The 16,673-nt window shown below is 43.8% G+C and carries 14 protein-coding genes; 3 read left to right on the forward strand and 11 right to left on the reverse strand.

What is annotated here, in order from left to right; all coding sequences use genetic code 11:
• The first annotated feature begins 193 nt into the window (after positions 1–193).
• Both NE619_RS09355 and NE619_RS09360 read left to right on the forward strand, forming a co-directional pair.
• Entirely contained in the window at positions 194–1,459 is a 1,266-nt protein-coding gene (locus NE619_RS09355; protein ID WP_256132150.1) for an SLC13 family permease, read from the forward strand.
• A gap of 70 nt (positions 1,460–1,529) precedes the next feature.
• Positions 1,530–2,531 carry a ferrous iron transporter B gene (locus NE619_RS09360; protein WP_256132151.1) on the forward strand — a complete coding sequence of 334 codons (1,002 nt, stop codon included), beginning with the start codon at positions 1,530–1,532 and terminating at the stop codon, positions 2,529–2,531.
• 43 nt (positions 2,532–2,574) lie between these two features.
• Here NE619_RS09360 and NE619_RS09365 read toward each other — a convergent pair whose 3' ends face one another.
• From NE619_RS09365 to NE619_RS09415, 11 genes are all read right to left on the reverse strand, one after another.
• Entirely contained in the window at positions 2,575–4,209 is a 1,635-nt protein-coding gene (locus NE619_RS09365) for a recombinase family protein (protein WP_256132152.1), read from the reverse strand.
• A 268-nt stretch (positions 4,210–4,477) separates the two neighbouring features.
• On the reverse strand, positions 4,478–5,872 hold the full coding sequence (locus NE619_RS09370; RefSeq protein WP_256132153.1) for an aspartate aminotransferase family protein: 1,395 nt from the start codon (positions 5,870–5,872) through the stop codon (positions 4,478–4,480).
• A 59-nt stretch (positions 5,873–5,931) separates the two neighbouring features.
• Positions 5,932–6,720, reverse strand: coding sequence for a 5-deoxy-glucuronate isomerase (locus NE619_RS09375; protein WP_256132154.1), 789 nt, complete (start codon positions 6,718–6,720; stop codon positions 5,932–5,934).
• Between the two features lie 96 nt (positions 6,721–6,816).
• Complete coding sequence (locus tag NE619_RS09380; RefSeq protein ID WP_330640695.1) at positions 6,817–7,548, reverse strand: SDR family NAD(P)-dependent oxidoreductase; 732 nt, start codon at positions 7,546–7,548, stop codon at positions 6,817–6,819.
• Positions 7,545–8,810 (reverse strand): TRAP transporter large permease, encoded by a 1,266-nt coding sequence (locus NE619_RS09385; protein WP_256132155.1) that lies wholly within the window; start codon positions 8,808–8,810, stop codon positions 7,545–7,547. Before NE619_RS09385 ends, NE619_RS09380 begins: the two co-directional genes overlap by 4 nt.
• 1 nt (position 8,811) lies before the next feature.
• Positions 8,812–9,318, reverse strand: a complete 507-nt coding sequence (locus NE619_RS09390) for a TRAP transporter small permease (protein ID WP_256132156.1) — start codon at positions 9,316–9,318, stop codon at positions 8,812–8,814.
• Between the two features lie 27 nt (positions 9,319–9,345).
• A complete protein-coding gene (locus NE619_RS09395; RefSeq protein WP_256132157.1) occupies positions 9,346–10,371 on the reverse strand; it encodes a TRAP transporter substrate-binding protein in 1,026 nt (341 codons plus the stop codon).
• A 185-nt stretch (positions 10,372–10,556) separates the two neighbouring features.
• A complete protein-coding gene (locus tag NE619_RS09400; protein ID WP_256132158.1) occupies positions 10,557–11,645 on the reverse strand; it encodes a helix-turn-helix transcriptional regulator in 1,089 nt (362 codons plus the stop codon).
• A gap of 128 nt (positions 11,646–11,773) precedes the next feature.
• Positions 11,774–13,462 carry a thiamine pyrophosphate-binding protein gene (locus NE619_RS09405; RefSeq protein WP_256132160.1) on the reverse strand — a complete coding sequence of 563 codons (1,689 nt, stop codon included), beginning with the start codon at positions 13,460–13,462 and terminating at the stop codon, positions 11,774–11,776.
• Between the two features lie 47 nt (positions 13,463–13,509).
• Positions 13,510–14,556: a zinc-dependent alcohol dehydrogenase gene (locus tag NE619_RS09410; RefSeq protein ID WP_256132161.1), complete on the reverse strand. Its 1,047-nt coding sequence runs from the start codon at positions 14,554–14,556 to the stop codon at positions 13,510–13,512.
• 272 nt (positions 14,557–14,828) lie between these two features.
• Positions 14,829–15,593: a Fic family protein gene (locus NE619_RS09415; protein WP_256132162.1), complete on the reverse strand. Its 765-nt coding sequence runs from the start codon at positions 15,591–15,593 to the stop codon at positions 14,829–14,831.
• Positions 15,594–15,763: 170 nt separating this feature from the next.
• On the opposite strand from NE619_RS09415, the gene NE619_RS09420 reads away from it, so the two are divergent.
• A complete protein-coding gene (locus NE619_RS09420; RefSeq protein ID WP_330640699.1) occupies positions 15,764–16,606 on the forward strand; it encodes a nucleoside recognition domain-containing protein in 843 nt (280 codons plus the stop codon).
• The last annotated feature ends 67 nt before the right edge of the window (positions 16,607–16,673 follow it).

Genomic DNA, 16,673 nt, shown 5'->3' on the forward strand with positions numbered 1-16,673 from the left:
AATAATCTCGCAGGGACTCTGTTTAACCGCAGTGTCCTTTTTCTGCATTTGCCTCCTTTTCAATTATTCAGAAAATTAAAAATTTAACGCTTGCATTTCTCTCTGAACCCTTCTATAATTAGTTTCAATTCGTTCCGTAACTTATTTGCTCAATTTGTGTTATTTTTATGTTTTTCTGTTGGGAGGAATCCACATGTCGCAGGAAATGTTTTCTGTCGTTGTATTTGCAGCCGTTATCGTAGTCATTATATCAGAAAAACTCCACAGAGCCGTAGCTGCTGCTGCCGGTGCTGTTTTGCTGATCCTGACAAAAGTGCTGTCACTGGAAAGCAGCGTCTCCTATATTGATTTTAATACCATCGGCGTACTGGTAGGCATGATGCTCTTTATCGCTGTTGTGAAAAACTCCGGCATCTTTGAATACATCGCTGTCAAATCCGCAAAAATAGCCAAGGGCGTCCCCTGGAAGATCATGGTCTTTTATATCATCATTACTGCTGTGTTCTCTGCTTTTTTAGATAATGTCACTACAGTTCTCCTGATTGGACCCATGACCATCGCCATAACCCGCATATTGAAGATCGATCCCGTTCCTTTCCTGATTACACAGATCATCGCTTCTAATATAGGGGGAACCGCTACCCTCATCGGCGATCCGCCCAACATTATGATCGGAAGCACCGCCGGACTGTCATTTTTGGACTTTCTGTTCAACAATGGTCCGGTAGTTGTTATAATACTTGCCGCTTCCGTCCTCTATTTTTTAATACTCTACAAAAAACAGCTGGTTGTGGATCCGCAGTCTGCGGCCGCTGTCTTGGAACTGGATGAACAGAAAACCATTAAGGATCGCCCTCTTTTAATTAAGAGTATCGTTATGATCATTTTGGTCGCCGTAGGTTTTACAATCCATGACTCGCTCCATCTGGAATCCTCTGTTATCGCGCTCACTGCCGCCTCCATCATGCTGATCATCGGCGGACAGAACGCAGAGGAAATCATAGCTGATGTGGAATGGCCCACGATTGTCTTCTTCATCAGCCTCTTTATCGTTGTTGGCGGAATGGCGGAATCAGGCGCCATCGACCGTCTCGCCGGTTTTCTGATGCACTTGACACAAGGCAATACTCTTGTAACTATGCTGGTTATTTTGTGGGCTTCGGCGCTGCTTTCCGCCGTGCTGGACAATATACCTTTTGTGGCTGCCCTGCTGCCGATGATTGTCTCCATGGGCAACAGCGGCATGGATGTAGCTCCCCTTTGGTGGGCGGTTTCCCTCGGCGCTTGTCTCGGTGGAAACGGTACCCTTATCGGCGCTTCCGCCAATGTGGTGCTATCCGGTATCAGCGGCAGAAACGGCCATCCCATCACATTTTTACATTATTTAAAGGTGGGATTTCCGCTGATGATTATCTCTATTGTCATCTCAACAGCATACATGCTGGTCCGGTATTCCTGATTCTGTCAACCGCATTAGGCCTTTCACAAACAAAACACCTCTCTCATATACTTTTCAGAGAGGTGTTTTTATGGATTTTAAAACTATTGCTTTGGCTGGAAATCCCAATGTGGGTAAAAGTACAGTCTTTAACAGTCTGACCGGCCTGAATCAGCACACGGGCAACTGGCCGGGAAAAACCGTCACCAATGCTCAGGGGAATTTTACATATAAGGATACGAAATTTCTGCTGGTAGATCTGCCGGGGACCTATTCTCTGACAACTACGTCCATTGATGAAACGGTAGCCCGTGATTACATCTGCTCGGGAGAAGCGGATATCACCCTGGTAGTGGCGGACGGAACCTGCCTGGAACGCAATTTGAATCTGGTGCTGCAGGTGCTGTCCATTACAACGAATGTGATTCTCTGCGTCAATCTTCTGGATGAAGCCAGAAAGAAGAAGATATCCATTGACCTGGAAAAGCTGTCACAGCTTTTAGAAATTCCGGTAGTGGGCATGGCTGCCCGTTCACGGGAGGGGCTGGACGCTCTTCAGGAAGCCCTGTGGAAGTTCGAACCGTCGCCGCAGGATCAGGAGCCCTGCCAGCTCTGTCTCGAAACAGACGCTTACCAGGATAATATCAAGTATGCGCGTTATCTCTACGAACAATGCGTAACGGAAAAGAAGGAGGAACCCCATTCCTTTGACCGCCGCCTGGATAAGATCGTCACTTCCAGGAAATTCGGGTTTCCCATCATGCTCCTCCTCCTGGGCCTGGTATTCTGGATCACCATCGTGGGGGCCAACTATCCTTCTCAATGGCTGACGATGTTCTTTTCCTGGCTGGACGGAATTCTGCGGGGCTTCTTCGACACGGTTCATCTGCCGGATATCATCGGCGTTCCCCTGATGGACGGAATTTACAAGACCCTGACCTGGGTTATCTCCGTTATGCTGCCGCCAATGGCGATTTTTTTCCCGCTGTTCACGCTGCTGGAGGACTTCGGATATCTGCCGCGGGTAGCCTTTAATATGGACCATGCGTTTAAGAAATGCTGCGCTCATGGGAAACAGGCGCTGACGATGTGATTGGTTAATAGTCGTATGCGGAATTTTGATCTCATATTGTACATCAGACCGGATATTCTTTCATAATTGACTGGCCCTTAAAAGTAAAACGTATCTTAACGGACTGATGCTTTACTTTTCCCTGTTGGGTCTTTTCATAATACCCCTGGCTGATTTCAATACGATCAATAAAGCGGTATAGAATTTCAGGCGTCAGCTCTGTAATGTTTATGTATTCTTCCAGCGTCGCTTTCATTTCTGAAAGAAGCCTTGTTTTTGCTTCCTGCGAATTTTGAGTCTCATAGCTTTGGAGCTGCTGATCTATGTCATCGCATTGTCTTTCGTATTTATATACCAGCTTCTGCATTCGCTCCGTCCGGATCAATCCTTCGGCATGATCTTCATATAGCTGTTCAATCATCTTATCCAGCTGCCTGCGTCGTTTTTCCAATTCTTTTTTTTCTTTTTGAAAGCCTCCGGAAGTCTTATTCTTTGCTTTTTCTTTTACCTCCTGCAGAATCATTTCTTCTTCCTGTTCCGAAAGCCGGATCATTTCTTTTATGGATGTAAGCACCAGGTTATATAAAGTGTCATAATCGATGAAGTGGTTGGTGCATTCTTTGCTGCCATACAGCTTATATCCTCCACAGGCCAAATTGGCCCGGGCCCCCTTTTTGCGGGTTCCCACAGTTGACATGTTTCTTCCGCAGTCAGCGCATTTTGCGATTCCGGAAAACACATTGGAAAACTTTCCTTTTGCTTTACAGGTACGCTGCTGGCTCCGCTTTGCCGCCATGTCAAAAGTCTCTCTGCTTACCAATGATTCATGCGTATTTTCTACAATATACCATTCATCCCTGGGTTTATTAAGGGTCATATTGCTTTTAAAAGACAGCTTGCGGGTTTTGCCTTGCACCATATGCCCAAGATAAACCACGTTCCGCACCATCTTTGTAATAGTTGCCGACACCCATTCCTGCCGTTTGCTGAAATCCTCAATTTTCAGGTTTGGATTATTGCTGCATCGGTACACGGATGGAGGCATGACTCCTCTTTTATTTAGATTTTCCGCAATATGTTTCGGTAAAACTCCTTCTGCTGCCGCCTTGAAAATCTCTCTTACGACTCTCGCCGCCGGTTCATCTATGACGAGGTGGTATTTATCCTGTGGGTCCCTTTTATATCCGTAAGGCGCTTTCGGCCCTACAAAGGAACCTTCCATCATTCTCGTTTCAAAAGCGGATCTGATCTTCTTGCTGGTGTCTCTGGCATACATCTCATTGATCACATTTTTAAAAGGCACAATGTCCGTATATGGCGACTCGGAATCATATCCGTCATTGATGGCGATATACCTTACCTGCTTGGCCGGGAAATAGAGTTCCGTGTATTGGCCGGCCAGAATGTAATCCCGGCCCAATCGTGACAAATCCTTTGTAATGACCATGTTGATTTTCTGCTGTTCAATATCCTGTATCATCCGTGAAAATGCCGGTCTGTGAAAGGTTGTTCCTGAAATTCCATCGTCGATATACTCATCATAGATTTTATAATTATGTTCCCGGGCGTAGGCCCGCAGTAATTTTCTTTGGTTTGTAATGCTGGCGCTCTCTCCTGCGCTTCCTTCGTCATCTTTTGAAAGCCTCATATAGAGGGCCGCCGAATAGTGCGCCGATTGGGTCAGTCTTTTTGTATCCATCGCTCCTCCTTCCACGGAAAGACTCCCCATATGTTCTGTGATCCTGCTTCATGGGAAAAAGTTCAATGCATCAAAGATACAGAATCCTTTCTTCTAAAATTTCTCTCAACAATTCCGGCAATGTAAACTCTTCAGAAAACTCCATTTCCACTTTATAAAAGGTATTACTCTCCATATCTGTACCCCCCTTCATAAATATAAATAGCAGGAGCTTTTTAGCTCCTGCTATTTATATATGTTTTTTTCTTCTTTATATGTATTCTTTACACTACAATTTTGCTTCTACTTCCGATGTAACTTTATCAAGGATTTCAAATATCTCATCCACATTTTCTTTTGTAATATTAATCGGAGGTATGAACGAAAGCCTATTATTATAATATCCGTTCAGCTGGCACAGCAATCCCGCATCCCTTAATGCATTGACTAACTCCGCGGTAGCCTCTACTGCCGGTTCTTTGGTTTCTCTGTTTAAAACATATTCGATTCCATAATACACGCCTGTCTGTGAGTACGAGCCTACCAGTGGATGTGCGGACTTATACGTTTCCAACGCCTTTGCTAAATAGTTTCCTGTTTCAGCACACTGTTCAATCAGACCATCTTCTTCGATAATTTCTATCACCTTATTACCCACCGCACAGCCTAAAGAACTTCCGGCGTAGGTACTGCAAATAAATCCCGGGCCCGCGTCTTCAAAAATCTCTGCTCTTGCGACGACTGCGCTCATAGGCACGCCTGCGCCTAAAGCCTTTCCTACTAATGTGATATCAGGGGCCACACCTGAATGTTCACTGGCAAACATGGTTCCTGTTCTGCCGAGACCTGTTTGTATCTCGTCAAATATGAGCAGGAAACCATATTTATCTGCCAGTTTGCGCAGTTCTGCTAAGAATTCGCGAGGAGGTATTATGTATCCGGCAGAACTTTGCATTGGCTCTACAATCATAGCCGCTACGTTATTTACCCCTGAAAATGGATTTCCTAAACTCGTTTGTCCGGATGCCATCAAATCATCAATTATTTTCACACAATGCATATCGCACGAACCGTATTCCTTATCATATGGGCATCTGTAACAATAGGCGTAAGGAAAACGTTCAATACAATGGTCGGCCATTGGTACCGGATTATACCATCTATGCATCCCTCCGGCGCCGGTCAGACCCATTGTTGCCGTATTCTGCCCATGATATGCTCCATAAAACGATAGGATATGCGTTTTCTTTGTGTGATAGCGAGCAGATCGAATTGCCAGTTCCACCGCATCAGAGCCGCTCAGCGCCAGCCTTACCCTTTTTTTATAGTCTCCCGGTGTGATTTCAATGAGCTTCTTAACGAGCTTGATCCTCTGTGGGGTCGGAAAGTCAAACCAATTATCCAATTCCAGATACTGCTCTTTTAATACTTCTGCGATCCTCGGGTCAGCATGTCCGATGTTCATCGTCGACATGCCTGAGATACAGTCAATATATTCTTTACCGTCAACATCCCAGACCCTGTTGCCTTTCCCCTTTTTTATGATCTGCGGATAATCCCATTTGGTAAAGAGAACGTCTCCCGGGTGTTCCTCTTCCAGAAATGCCATTAAGGCTTCTCTATTTTTTTCGGTGACTTCTTTGTTGGACTTTACTTGTTCTTCCAATTTTTCGTAAGGTTTCATGATACACAGTTCCTTCCTTAATTATTCTTATCGTTTTCCAGCGATATCTTTTCTTGCGTTCATTTTGGGGACCAAATTTTCACATCATCCTCCAGCAGCCATTCATATCTCGGATCACTGACACGTTTATCCCACGGATTTCCGTCCAGATGCCTTATCATCCAGCAATACCACATAGGATATCCCGGTGCGGCGGCCTGTGGGTGTGTCGGGCCTCCCGGAATACAAAGGGCGCTGTTATCTACGATTTTAAAGGTTTCCTCGCCTATAAACGCTGCCCCAAAGCCTTCTTCCCTTTCAAATCTATAGTAATAAACTTCTGGCTGATCGTGCCCGTGAGGTATGTAGCTCGACCATTTTCCCGGATAATTTATGATTTCTCCCATCACCATATTGGAATAAGGCGCATTGGATAAGTCAAAAACCGTCCGAACCGTTCTTCTTGCTGTGTTATCCCACACACCATCTCCAAAAATACCGTTTACGCAATCATCCGGAGTATAAAATTTTGACGCAAATTCTTTTTCATTGTCAGTTTTCTGAATCAGCAGTTCGACATCTGAGCCAGCTGAAATCTTCACCTTGGTATTCTTTGATACATGCAGCACCGAGGGTCCCTCATCTAAAAGCGATTTTCGTTCTGCGAGAATTTTTTTGCCCTCCCACTGAAAGGTTGCCGCACCCTCCAGCAATAAAAAGGCAGTCTCTTTTTCGCTGTCTGAGAATTCAACGGTTTTACCCGCGAGTATTTTTTGAATTCCTATATCCATCAGCATATCGGCGCCTGTACCGTTCATATCTGTAACAGTCGTGTATCCTTCCTTAATTTTGGGTAATCTTAATAGCATTTCATATCTTCCTTTTTAATATATTCTTATCTGTTTATATCCACCTGCTCTTTAGCTTTGTTCCAGCGCAAGGGAATCTGTTCAAAATGAAAAGATTCACCTCATCAGCTGACCGCCGTTAACATCTATTGTTGTTCCATTAATATATTCTGCATCAGCCGATAACAGAAATGTGATGACGCTTGCCACTTCTTCGGGGACAGCCGCTCTTTTTAATGGTATCCCTTCTGTTGTTACGCCTTCTTTTCTCGTCATGGGAGTATCCACCACTCCTGGTGAAACAGCGTTTGAATGGACCCCATACTGCGCACCGCATAATGCGAAGCATTTCATAATTGCTTCCAGACCGGCTTTAGAAGCGCAGTAATGCGCGCCGGAGAAAAATCCCCCTCTTTGCCCGGCAATAGAGGTCAGCGTTACAATCCGTCCATTGTTCTGTCTTTTCATATAGCCATATGCCGCCTGCATCAGAAAAAAAGTACCTTTCAAGTTGGTGTCGAGCATTTCATTCCATTCCTTCTCATCAATTTCCTCTATTGCTTTCGTATTTGAAATGCCCGCACAATTGACCAACCCGTATATTTCCCCGGTCTCCCGGAAAATTTTATCTATCATCTTTGTGCTTGCATCTATGTCCGCAATATCGCATTTTACAGGAAAGCTTACCACTCCATCTTTCATAACCAGTGTACTGGTCTGTTCTGCGCTTTTGTCATTCCGATAGGTAAAATACACCCGGTACCCTTTCTGGGCTAACATTCTGACAGTCGCCCTCCCGATTCCTGAGCTCCCGCCCGTAACGAGGATCGTTTTATTCTTTAACATCATAGCAGAAATAGTGTAATCTGCGGTATATAAGTTACGACGATCAGTACCGTTATTAGCGTGCACAGCAGCGGAACCATATGTTTGGTGACCCTTTCTATTGGCAGTTCCGCCACCGCAGACGCTACGAAAAGATTGCAGCCATATGGAGGTGTTACCAGACCAATTGCCAGGTTAATACATACTATGATACCAAAATGCACCGAATCGATTCCAAAACCTGTCACTACCGGTAAAAGGATCGGAGCCATAATCAATATGGCAGGGACAGCGTCCAGAAACATACCAATCACCAGCAGGATAATGTTTATCATTAACATGAACAGCAGCTTATTATCTGTGATGCCCATCATTACATCCAGCAACTTTTGAGGCACCTGCTCCAGGGAAAGATATCCGGCGAAAGCTGTACATGTTCCCAGCAGAAACGATGTCATGCCATTTACTACTGCCGTATCAGCCAAAGCCGTGTACATCTCCTTAAATGAAGTCTCTCTATACACGAACAGGCTTATAACCGCACAGTATACACAGGCGACTGCTGCTGACTCTGTCGGTGTAAAAATACCGGAGTAGATACCGCCGAGAATGATTACAGGCGCAAGGAGCGCCCATTTGGCCTCCCATATCGCTCTACCCGTTTGTCTCATAGAACACTTTTCCTGTTTTGGAATATTGTTCTTCTTACATATTACTGTATTGGTAATCAGAAGACCCAGACCCATCAGAACGCCGGGAACAATCCCCGCAATAAATAAATCGCTTATTGATGTCTGGGTGCAGACACCGTATATCACAAACAGCATACTCGGGGGAATGATAGGTCCCATGGTGCCGGCGCATGCGGCCAGGGCCGCCGAATACCCCTTATCATAACCTTTCTTGGCCATTTCAGGGATCAGCATGCCTCCCATAGCTGCTACAGTAGCCATACCCGCACCTGATAATGCTGCGAAAAACATTGAAGCAACCGTCACAACGGCCCCCAGCCCTCCGGCAATATGACCTACAAGACACATGGATACATCCACGATTCTTCTGGCAATACCGCCAGTACCCATGATCGATCCGGCCAAGAGGAAGAACGGCACAGCCATTATTGGAAATGAATTTATACCTGATGTGCAGTATGCTGCCATTGTAGTCAAATCCATTGAAGTGAAAGCAACAGTTACAAGGAATGTCGCTCCTGCGATTGCAAACCCAATTGGCACGCCTATTGTTACACAAAGCACCAATACTGCAAACAACAGTAAAATGTCCATATTACACCGCCTCCTCTTCCGGTTTATGCTTCAAATTATTAAGCTGCGTTTTTATGTCACCTAACAATCGTAATCCCATCAATCCACACGAAAGAGGGCATGCCAGATATACAAGGCCTAAAGGAATATGCGCCCCTGATGACGTCTGATTCATATTAAATATCACGTTTGTTATTTCGAAACCATATTTTACAAGTATGATACATATGATAATGGTTACAACATCTCCGGCAATGTTGACGCAGGCGAGCTTCCTGCCATGAAGTTTACCGGTTAACATTTCGATCTTAATGTGCTTGCCGTATTTTTGAGTCAGGCTGACCCCCAGCCATGACTCCCATACAAACATAAATCGTGCAATTTCTTCGCTCCATGCGGGGGAATTGTTAAATACATATCGCATCACCACTTGATAGAAAATAAGCAGTGTTGTAATACATAGAAATCCAATAACCACGCCTTCCTCAAATTTATCGTAACCCAGCTTCAGCTTTTTTAATGTTTTCATAGCATTAAACCCTTCAATAAATTTTGATTACTTTCTGTAGCCTTCCACCATATCCATAGTCTCATCGCCTAATTTTTCTCTAAATGTGTCGTACACAGGCTTTACTGCGTTTTTGAATTCCTCGATATTGGTAACATCGTCAACCTGAACTCCTGCTTTCTTCATCTTTTCAATCGAATCGAGTTCAGCCGCTCTCGCTCTGTCTCTGTCGCCATTCTGCAGATATTTAACACCCGCTTCCTTAATAAGCGTCTGGAAATCCTCAGAAAGCCCTTCCAGGAATGCTGTACTTGTATATATCGCACAATTAGATCCGCTAATATTTACTGTTGACCAGTATTTGAGAGCCTCGTGCCATCCATTTGAGTAGGTTGATAATGCCGGCACGTCCATGCCGTCTACCGTTCCCTGCTGCAGACCTGTGTATATGTCGCCCCACGCCATTGGTGTAGGATTTGCTCCGAGAGCATTTTCTGTCTCTTTATAAAGTTCTGCATCTGTAATTCTTATCTTGAGCCCCTTCATATCCGCCAGCGTCTTAATCGGCCGCTTATTGTTTGAAATGGTCTTGTATCCATCCCACATCAGCCCCAGGCAATAATAACCGTCCTCCTGCAGCCATTCATTATATTGCTTGCCTAAATCCCCGCGAACAGCCTCATCCATATCCTCATAGGACGAGAATAAAAACGGGAAGTCCAGAATAGAATATCTGTCATTAAGTGTGGCAAATACGCTTGTCCCACATTCCGCAATCTGCACTTCGTTGGTAGCAACCATCTGCATGACTTCCTGGTCACCGCCTAAAACACCGTTTGCATAAATTTCAACTTTAATTGCGCCATTTGACTCTTTTTCAACGTACTCTTTAAATTCTTCAAAGGATGTCTGATGCACATTTGATTCTGAATCCGGATGACTGATCTTGATCGTCAGCGGATTTTCGGCGGTGTATTCAGTGACAGCCTCCTTGTCTCCACATCCTGACAATGCCATAGTAACTACCAGGGCTAACATCAATACTGCTGAAATGATCTTATTCCTTTTCTTCATTGTTGATTCCCTCCTTGCTTATTCATAAAAATTGCGCGTTGTGATAAAAATCTGAAAAATCTGATTTTTATACATTAATTCTACTAACTGAGTTGTTTATGGACAATGCCCTTAAGGGTACTTTTTCAGAGCCTAAAGGTCTTATCTTTTTAATCTTACCTACTTGTCGGTTAACCTCTCTGTCATTACTGTAATTTCAGTTTTTCAAATATCTGCTTTTGATTTTTAATGCCCATTTTTCCATACATAGACGCCAAATACTTCTTGACCGATGACAGGGAAATAAATTGTTCCTCGGATATTTCTTCATTGCTTTTACCGTTTAATACTGCTTTTAATACGGCAAATTCTTTTAGGCTGAGCCTGTACTTTTCTCTGGCCTGATTTAGTGTCTGTTGAATGAAGTGTGACAAATTGTATACCAGGCACACATATTTTATACTGTCATTCGTATTGACAGCATCAATCTTTGTGACCTCCATAAAATATGGTATATCCTCAAATTTAAATTCCACTGAATCCCGATTTTCCGGATTATTGCCCGGCATCAGGCTCATGCACAGGGAAACTGCCTTTCCTGATATTTTTTTCCTCACTTCCGGAGTTTCCATAATTTCGTTGTAGGTGGCATTATTTCGGACAACCTGGCAATTTTCATCCAATGTGGCAATACCCACACATTTGTAATTTTCAAGCATAAACAGAACACTCGATTTATCATCCGTTTCTCCGTAGTACTTCAATACGTTGGAAAGATGTATCTGGAATAGCTCCATGATTGCAACTTCCTCATTTGTAAAGTCGTTTTTTTCTCTTCCTCTGTACAAATTAAAGGCGCCCCTGATATTCTTTTTATTTTTCAGGCTCAAATTTCCCTCAAGAGAATAAATGCAATTATTCGGTATTAAGTACTCGGTCCAATATGCGTTATTCTTTCGCTCTTCCTGATTAAAGAAAGTGCTGGACTTAAATATAATCGGCGTCTTCTGATCAAATATTGCCAGCGTATCATCAACCTTACAGTAAATCTCATCATAGGTCTGTACAACATCATGCAGCTCATCCCAATTCAACGAAATTGATGAATGTTTGTAATACTCTCCGTCCTCATCTTGCGAATAAAACAATATCGTGGCCCTGTCAAAGTATATGATACTCATAAGGCTGTTGAGAAAGTTTACGATTCTGCTATGCAGCGACAGTTCATCATTATACAAATTGGCAATCATCTGATTAATAACCCTGATGTAAGATAAATCGAATTGTTTGATCATAATTCTATCCACTCCTTGCCTTTTTTCGGTAATTCTATTGTACTATATACAAATCGTATACAGTCAACCGGAAAATTATGGGCATGTATTTACATCGTTCCGTGAAATTATGATATCAGAAACTCGCGTTAAATCTCAGATACCGGGTCTAACGGCCTGGCCTTCCAATCAGTAACGACTTCAATTACAACCGGTCTGTCAGCTTGCATTGCCTTTTTTAACGCCGGAGCAATATCTTCATCTTTCTCAACTCTGATTGCCATCGCGCCGAATTCTTTCGCGATTTTAGTAAAGTTAACCGGGCCCAGCGTATCCATCTGTTTTTCTTTTTCGATCTTTTCCGGTTCTGTTTCAGGATCGAAGAATTCCGGAACACAGTCAACACATTGAGCGTAAAGTGAGTTGTTGTTAAGAATAGTAATTGTGTTAATCCCGTATTTGACGGCCGTATCAATTTCCTGAAGGTGGTAGAAATATGCGCCGTCACCGCAGAAACAAAATACAGGCCTTTCTGGTTCTGCGCACTTCGCGCCAATTGAAGCGGGTACTGACCATCCCAGAGAACCTGCTGCCCGTATGTATTTTTGAGTTTGTTTCATGGGAACAGAACCTGCTGTCCATACTGCCGACCAACCTGTATCGGAAACGAGTATCGCATCATCAGGCATGATCTTTGACAGCTCTCTGCACAGTCTTGCCGTATTACAGCCGTCAAGGTTTAATTTTTCTGATTCTGTCTGTTTTACAGCCACTTCATTAACCAAAACTCTTGTTTCTGCTGTCCAGGCTTCTCTTTTCTTTTCATGAATGGCTTCTAACAGTTGTTCCATTACTGACATCGCGTCACCGACTAAACCATAAGTATTTGTGTAATTTTTACCAATTTGCGATCCCTCTATATCAATCTGGATGATATCCGTTCCGTCTTTTGGAATTGTGAAGTTCATTGTAGTCTGATCGGATACTTGTGAGCCGATATAAATCACTAGGTCAGCCTTCGACACGGTCAGGTTGGCGCATACCATTCCATAGCCGCCTACAATACCTGCCCAGAGTTTGTGATTTTCATCCATCGCAGTTTTCCCATCAGGAGTCGTGACCACAGGAATATCACCTTTTTCAGCCAGCTGCGTTAAAATATTTTTATGATCGGAATAGAACACTCCCCGTCCCGCGACAATCACTGGTTTTTCTGCTCCATCAATCATTGCCGCAGCCTTTTTAACATCTTCTTCACAGGCCAATGTTCTGTGTGCGGGATAATTTGTATATTTCTCATCAACAGCAAAATCGTAATTCATTTCAGCCGCTTCCCATTTGTCACCGCCCACGCCTGAAAGTTCAATATGCGCCGGCCTTGGATTGCCCGTGGTTACTTCTCTGAAACATTGGCGAATAAGCCGGGGGAATTCGCCATCTTCAAGGAGTGGTACATTAAACTTGGTAACTCCGCTGAAATGTGCCGTATGGTTTGATTCCTGATAGGCATTTCTAACCTGCAGACTTGATTCCTTGCATCCGGTCATTGCGATAACCGGTGAGTTCCCAAGCCAGGCATCATGAATTGACGCAGCTAGATTACATGCGCCAATCGACTGAGAAAAACAAACTCCCGGTTTTCCGGAAACCCGTGCGTAACCATCAGCCATATAGCCTACTGCCAGTTCTGAATGGCCTAAAATGGGTTTGACGCCATAATCCTCTTCCAAATTGTTGATTAAACGGTTCAGTGCGTATTCCTGGTAAAACAAATGTGAAACTTGATTCTCCCTGAGAACATTCGCCAAATACTCCTGTCCTGTCATCTTCTTGCTCATTTTTCTCTCCTTTAATAATAGATTCATTTCATTCAAAATTTCTTATTCTAAGGCTCAAGAATTACTTTCAGCCCTTCCTTTTTCTCCAAAAGGTCAAAGCCCTTTCCAAAGTCAGCCAATGGCAGCCTATGTGAAATCATCCGATTTAAATCTTCTTCCACCTGCGGCAGGCTCATCAGTCTAAGAGCAATATCCCAGGCCTCATAAATTTCACCGAATGAAAATGTGATATCGCATGACTTCTTAACCAGAATATTATTCCAATCAAGACTAACAGACTTAGCAGCCGTTTCTCCTAACACTACGACTCGTCCTGTTTTTTTCAGGCAATCAAACATAGCCGCGATTCCCTTTTCCGACCCGGAACATTCAATAATTAAGTCAGCGCCTCGGAAATCGGTTTCCTCCATAATTACCTGATTTAAGTTTTCTTTTTCGATATTAACTGTTCTATCTACTGACTTGAGCTTTCTTGCTATCGGTAGTCTGGCAATTTCTCCTTCGTTTGTTTCACTTAAGATTATTTTCGAAGCTCCCATGGCCTTTGCATAGATTGCGCATAGCATTCCAATTGTCCCGCCGCCCTGAACAAATACCACATCACCGGGCTTTAATGTGTTCCTCACGTATAATGCCTGACACACAACATTACTCGGCTCTGCCATGGTTCCAACTTCATAAGAAATGTTTTCAGGAAGTTTCAGCAGATATTTTTCAGGCGTACAATAGTATTCAGCCCATCCACCGTCGATATCATAACCAACCGCCTTGCCTCGTACGCAAAAATTTGTCATTCCCTTTCTGCAAAACTCACACTTACCGCATGCCCCCTTGTCCATCTGGGCAACTACCCGATCTCCTACTTTATAATCCGTAACATTAGAGCCAATCCTCGATACGATGCCGCTGAATTCATGTCCAACAATTACAGGTGGAGTATAGAAATGATTATCATGGTATAAATGAATTTCACTGCCGCATATGCCAATAGCCTTTACCTCTATTTCCACTTCATCCATTTTGGGCTCCGGCCTTGGAACATCCTTATACTCCCATCCCGCTTTGCCATCTTTTGTTTTTAATACTGCCTTCATATAACAATTCTCCTCGTTTCTTTTATATTTACCATTGGATACAGCGTTGCTGTAAGAAAGAAAATACTGAAACACCTTCGATTGGTCACATATATATTCTACTTGGATTAAAAATTCCAGAATACATACTAATGGCCATTTATCTTTGATCGAAAGTGCAACTCAAACGTGTTTTGAATTACAAACACATAAAAAGCCTTCTACAGAAACACGTTACACATGTCTCCGTACAAGGCTTTTATACTATCTATTCCTTTTTCAACACAGTTCATTTATTTTTTTCTTTTCAACACCCTTCCCTCCCAGGTCTTAACCGTTTCTTCCTTTAAGAATTGTACAAATCCTTCAATTTCCGTCGTTTTATCGAACACGGCCAATCCCATATAGTAAGTGTTCTTGTCTTCTTCATAAAAAATGGTTGGTGGTAAATTATTTATCATTAAATAATAATTCATAAGCGTTCGGCCAACACGGCCGTTACCGTCAGCGAAAGGATGGATACTTTCAAAATTCAGATGAAAGTATGCGGCAGCTTTTAAGAGCCGTTCCGGATCATCTGTCTCTATGCTGTTTACTTCCAACAAAAGCTCCTCAATATCTCCCTCTACGTCTTCCGGAAAAGAACCTATATCATCGCCAATACTATAATCCCCCAGCTTATAGGTTCCCGGCCGTTCGCCTTTTGCATAACGGCGTTCATCATAACATCCGGCCATCAACTTCTTGTGTATCTGCAGAACAAGTTCTGACGACAGAAGATTCTTCTTTACTATATGCGATAATAAAAACTCAAAGGCATTCTTTTGGTTTTGGATTTCGTAAAGGGTTCTTAAATCGCCGGTGTAATTTATGACTTTTCCATTTTCAAAGATTTCCCGGGTATCATGATAAGTTGCTGAGCTGTTCTCAATCTTGTTAGAATTATACGCAAATAGAATTCTAAAATTATATAGCTTCTCAACGATATCTTCCTCGGCTCCTAAATCAGCTGATCGCCACCAGGCGACTATTTTTTCGAACTTTGATTGTATGTCCATAAAAATTCTCCTTAGCATCTAATTCCATTCATGAGTTACTATAGCACACTTTCATCATCGGGATTCTTTCATTTATCCCCGGTCTATGAACAACTGAATATCGCATATACGGGTTGTCCACCTTTGCAGTTTTCCTAGTTTATAGCCTTATATACAGTAGTTACCCAACCATGTGCATGGGCTTCGGGTGCAACGCCTGCGGCGTCATCGGCTGCCGAATCATCGAATCGCCCAGGGAGCGCCTGATCGCTATTCTCACTAACAGCTTTGTTCCTTGCAATGGGAGATTTCCCACTCTCATAGCGGTTATTACGATGTTCTTTGTCGCATCCCTTTCTTTTGGCAGCGGCCTGGGAGCATGCCTGATTCTGACAGTGGTCATCGTCCTTGGGGTCACCATGACATTGCTGATGTCGAAGCTGCTGTCCAAAACTGTACTTAAGGGAATGCCGTCGTCTTTCATTTTAGAGCTGCCCCCTTACCGCAGGCCAAAGATCGGCAGCGTTATCGTACGTTCCATATTGGACCGGACCATCTTTGTGCTGGGCCGCGCCATTGTCGTCGCTGCGCCGGCCGGACTGCTGATCTGGGTACTGGCCAATGTGGATGTGGGCGGGGTCAGCATTCTCACCCACTGCACCGATTTCTGCGATCCCTTCGGACGGCTGCTGGGCATTGACGGCGTAATTGTGATGGCTTTCATTTTAGGCTTCCCCGCCAACGAAATCGTCATTCCCATCATTCTCATGACCTATATGGCCCAGGGCAGTCTGATGGACTATGACAGTCTGGCCCAGCTCCATCAGATTTTGATTGAAAACGGCTGGACCTGGCAGACCGCGCTCTCCACCATGCTGCTGTGCCTGTTCCATTTTCCCTGCGGCACAACCTGCCTGACCATAAAAAAGGAAACCGGCAGCTGGAAATGGACCGGAGCGGCCTTTCTTCTGCCGACGCTTGTGGGGATCATTCTCTGCCTTCTGCTCAACGGAATATTGGGGATCATCTTCTGATCCCCAATAGCCTTAATTACCTAAGATCGAACCTTTTGGCACTATTGTGACTTATAAAGCGATGGAA

The sequence above is a fragment of the Anaerovorax odorimutans genome (assembly GCF_024459955.1).
Lineage (GTDB): Bacteria > Bacillota > Clostridia > Peptostreptococcales > Anaerovoracaceae > Hominibacterium > Hominibacterium odorimutans_A.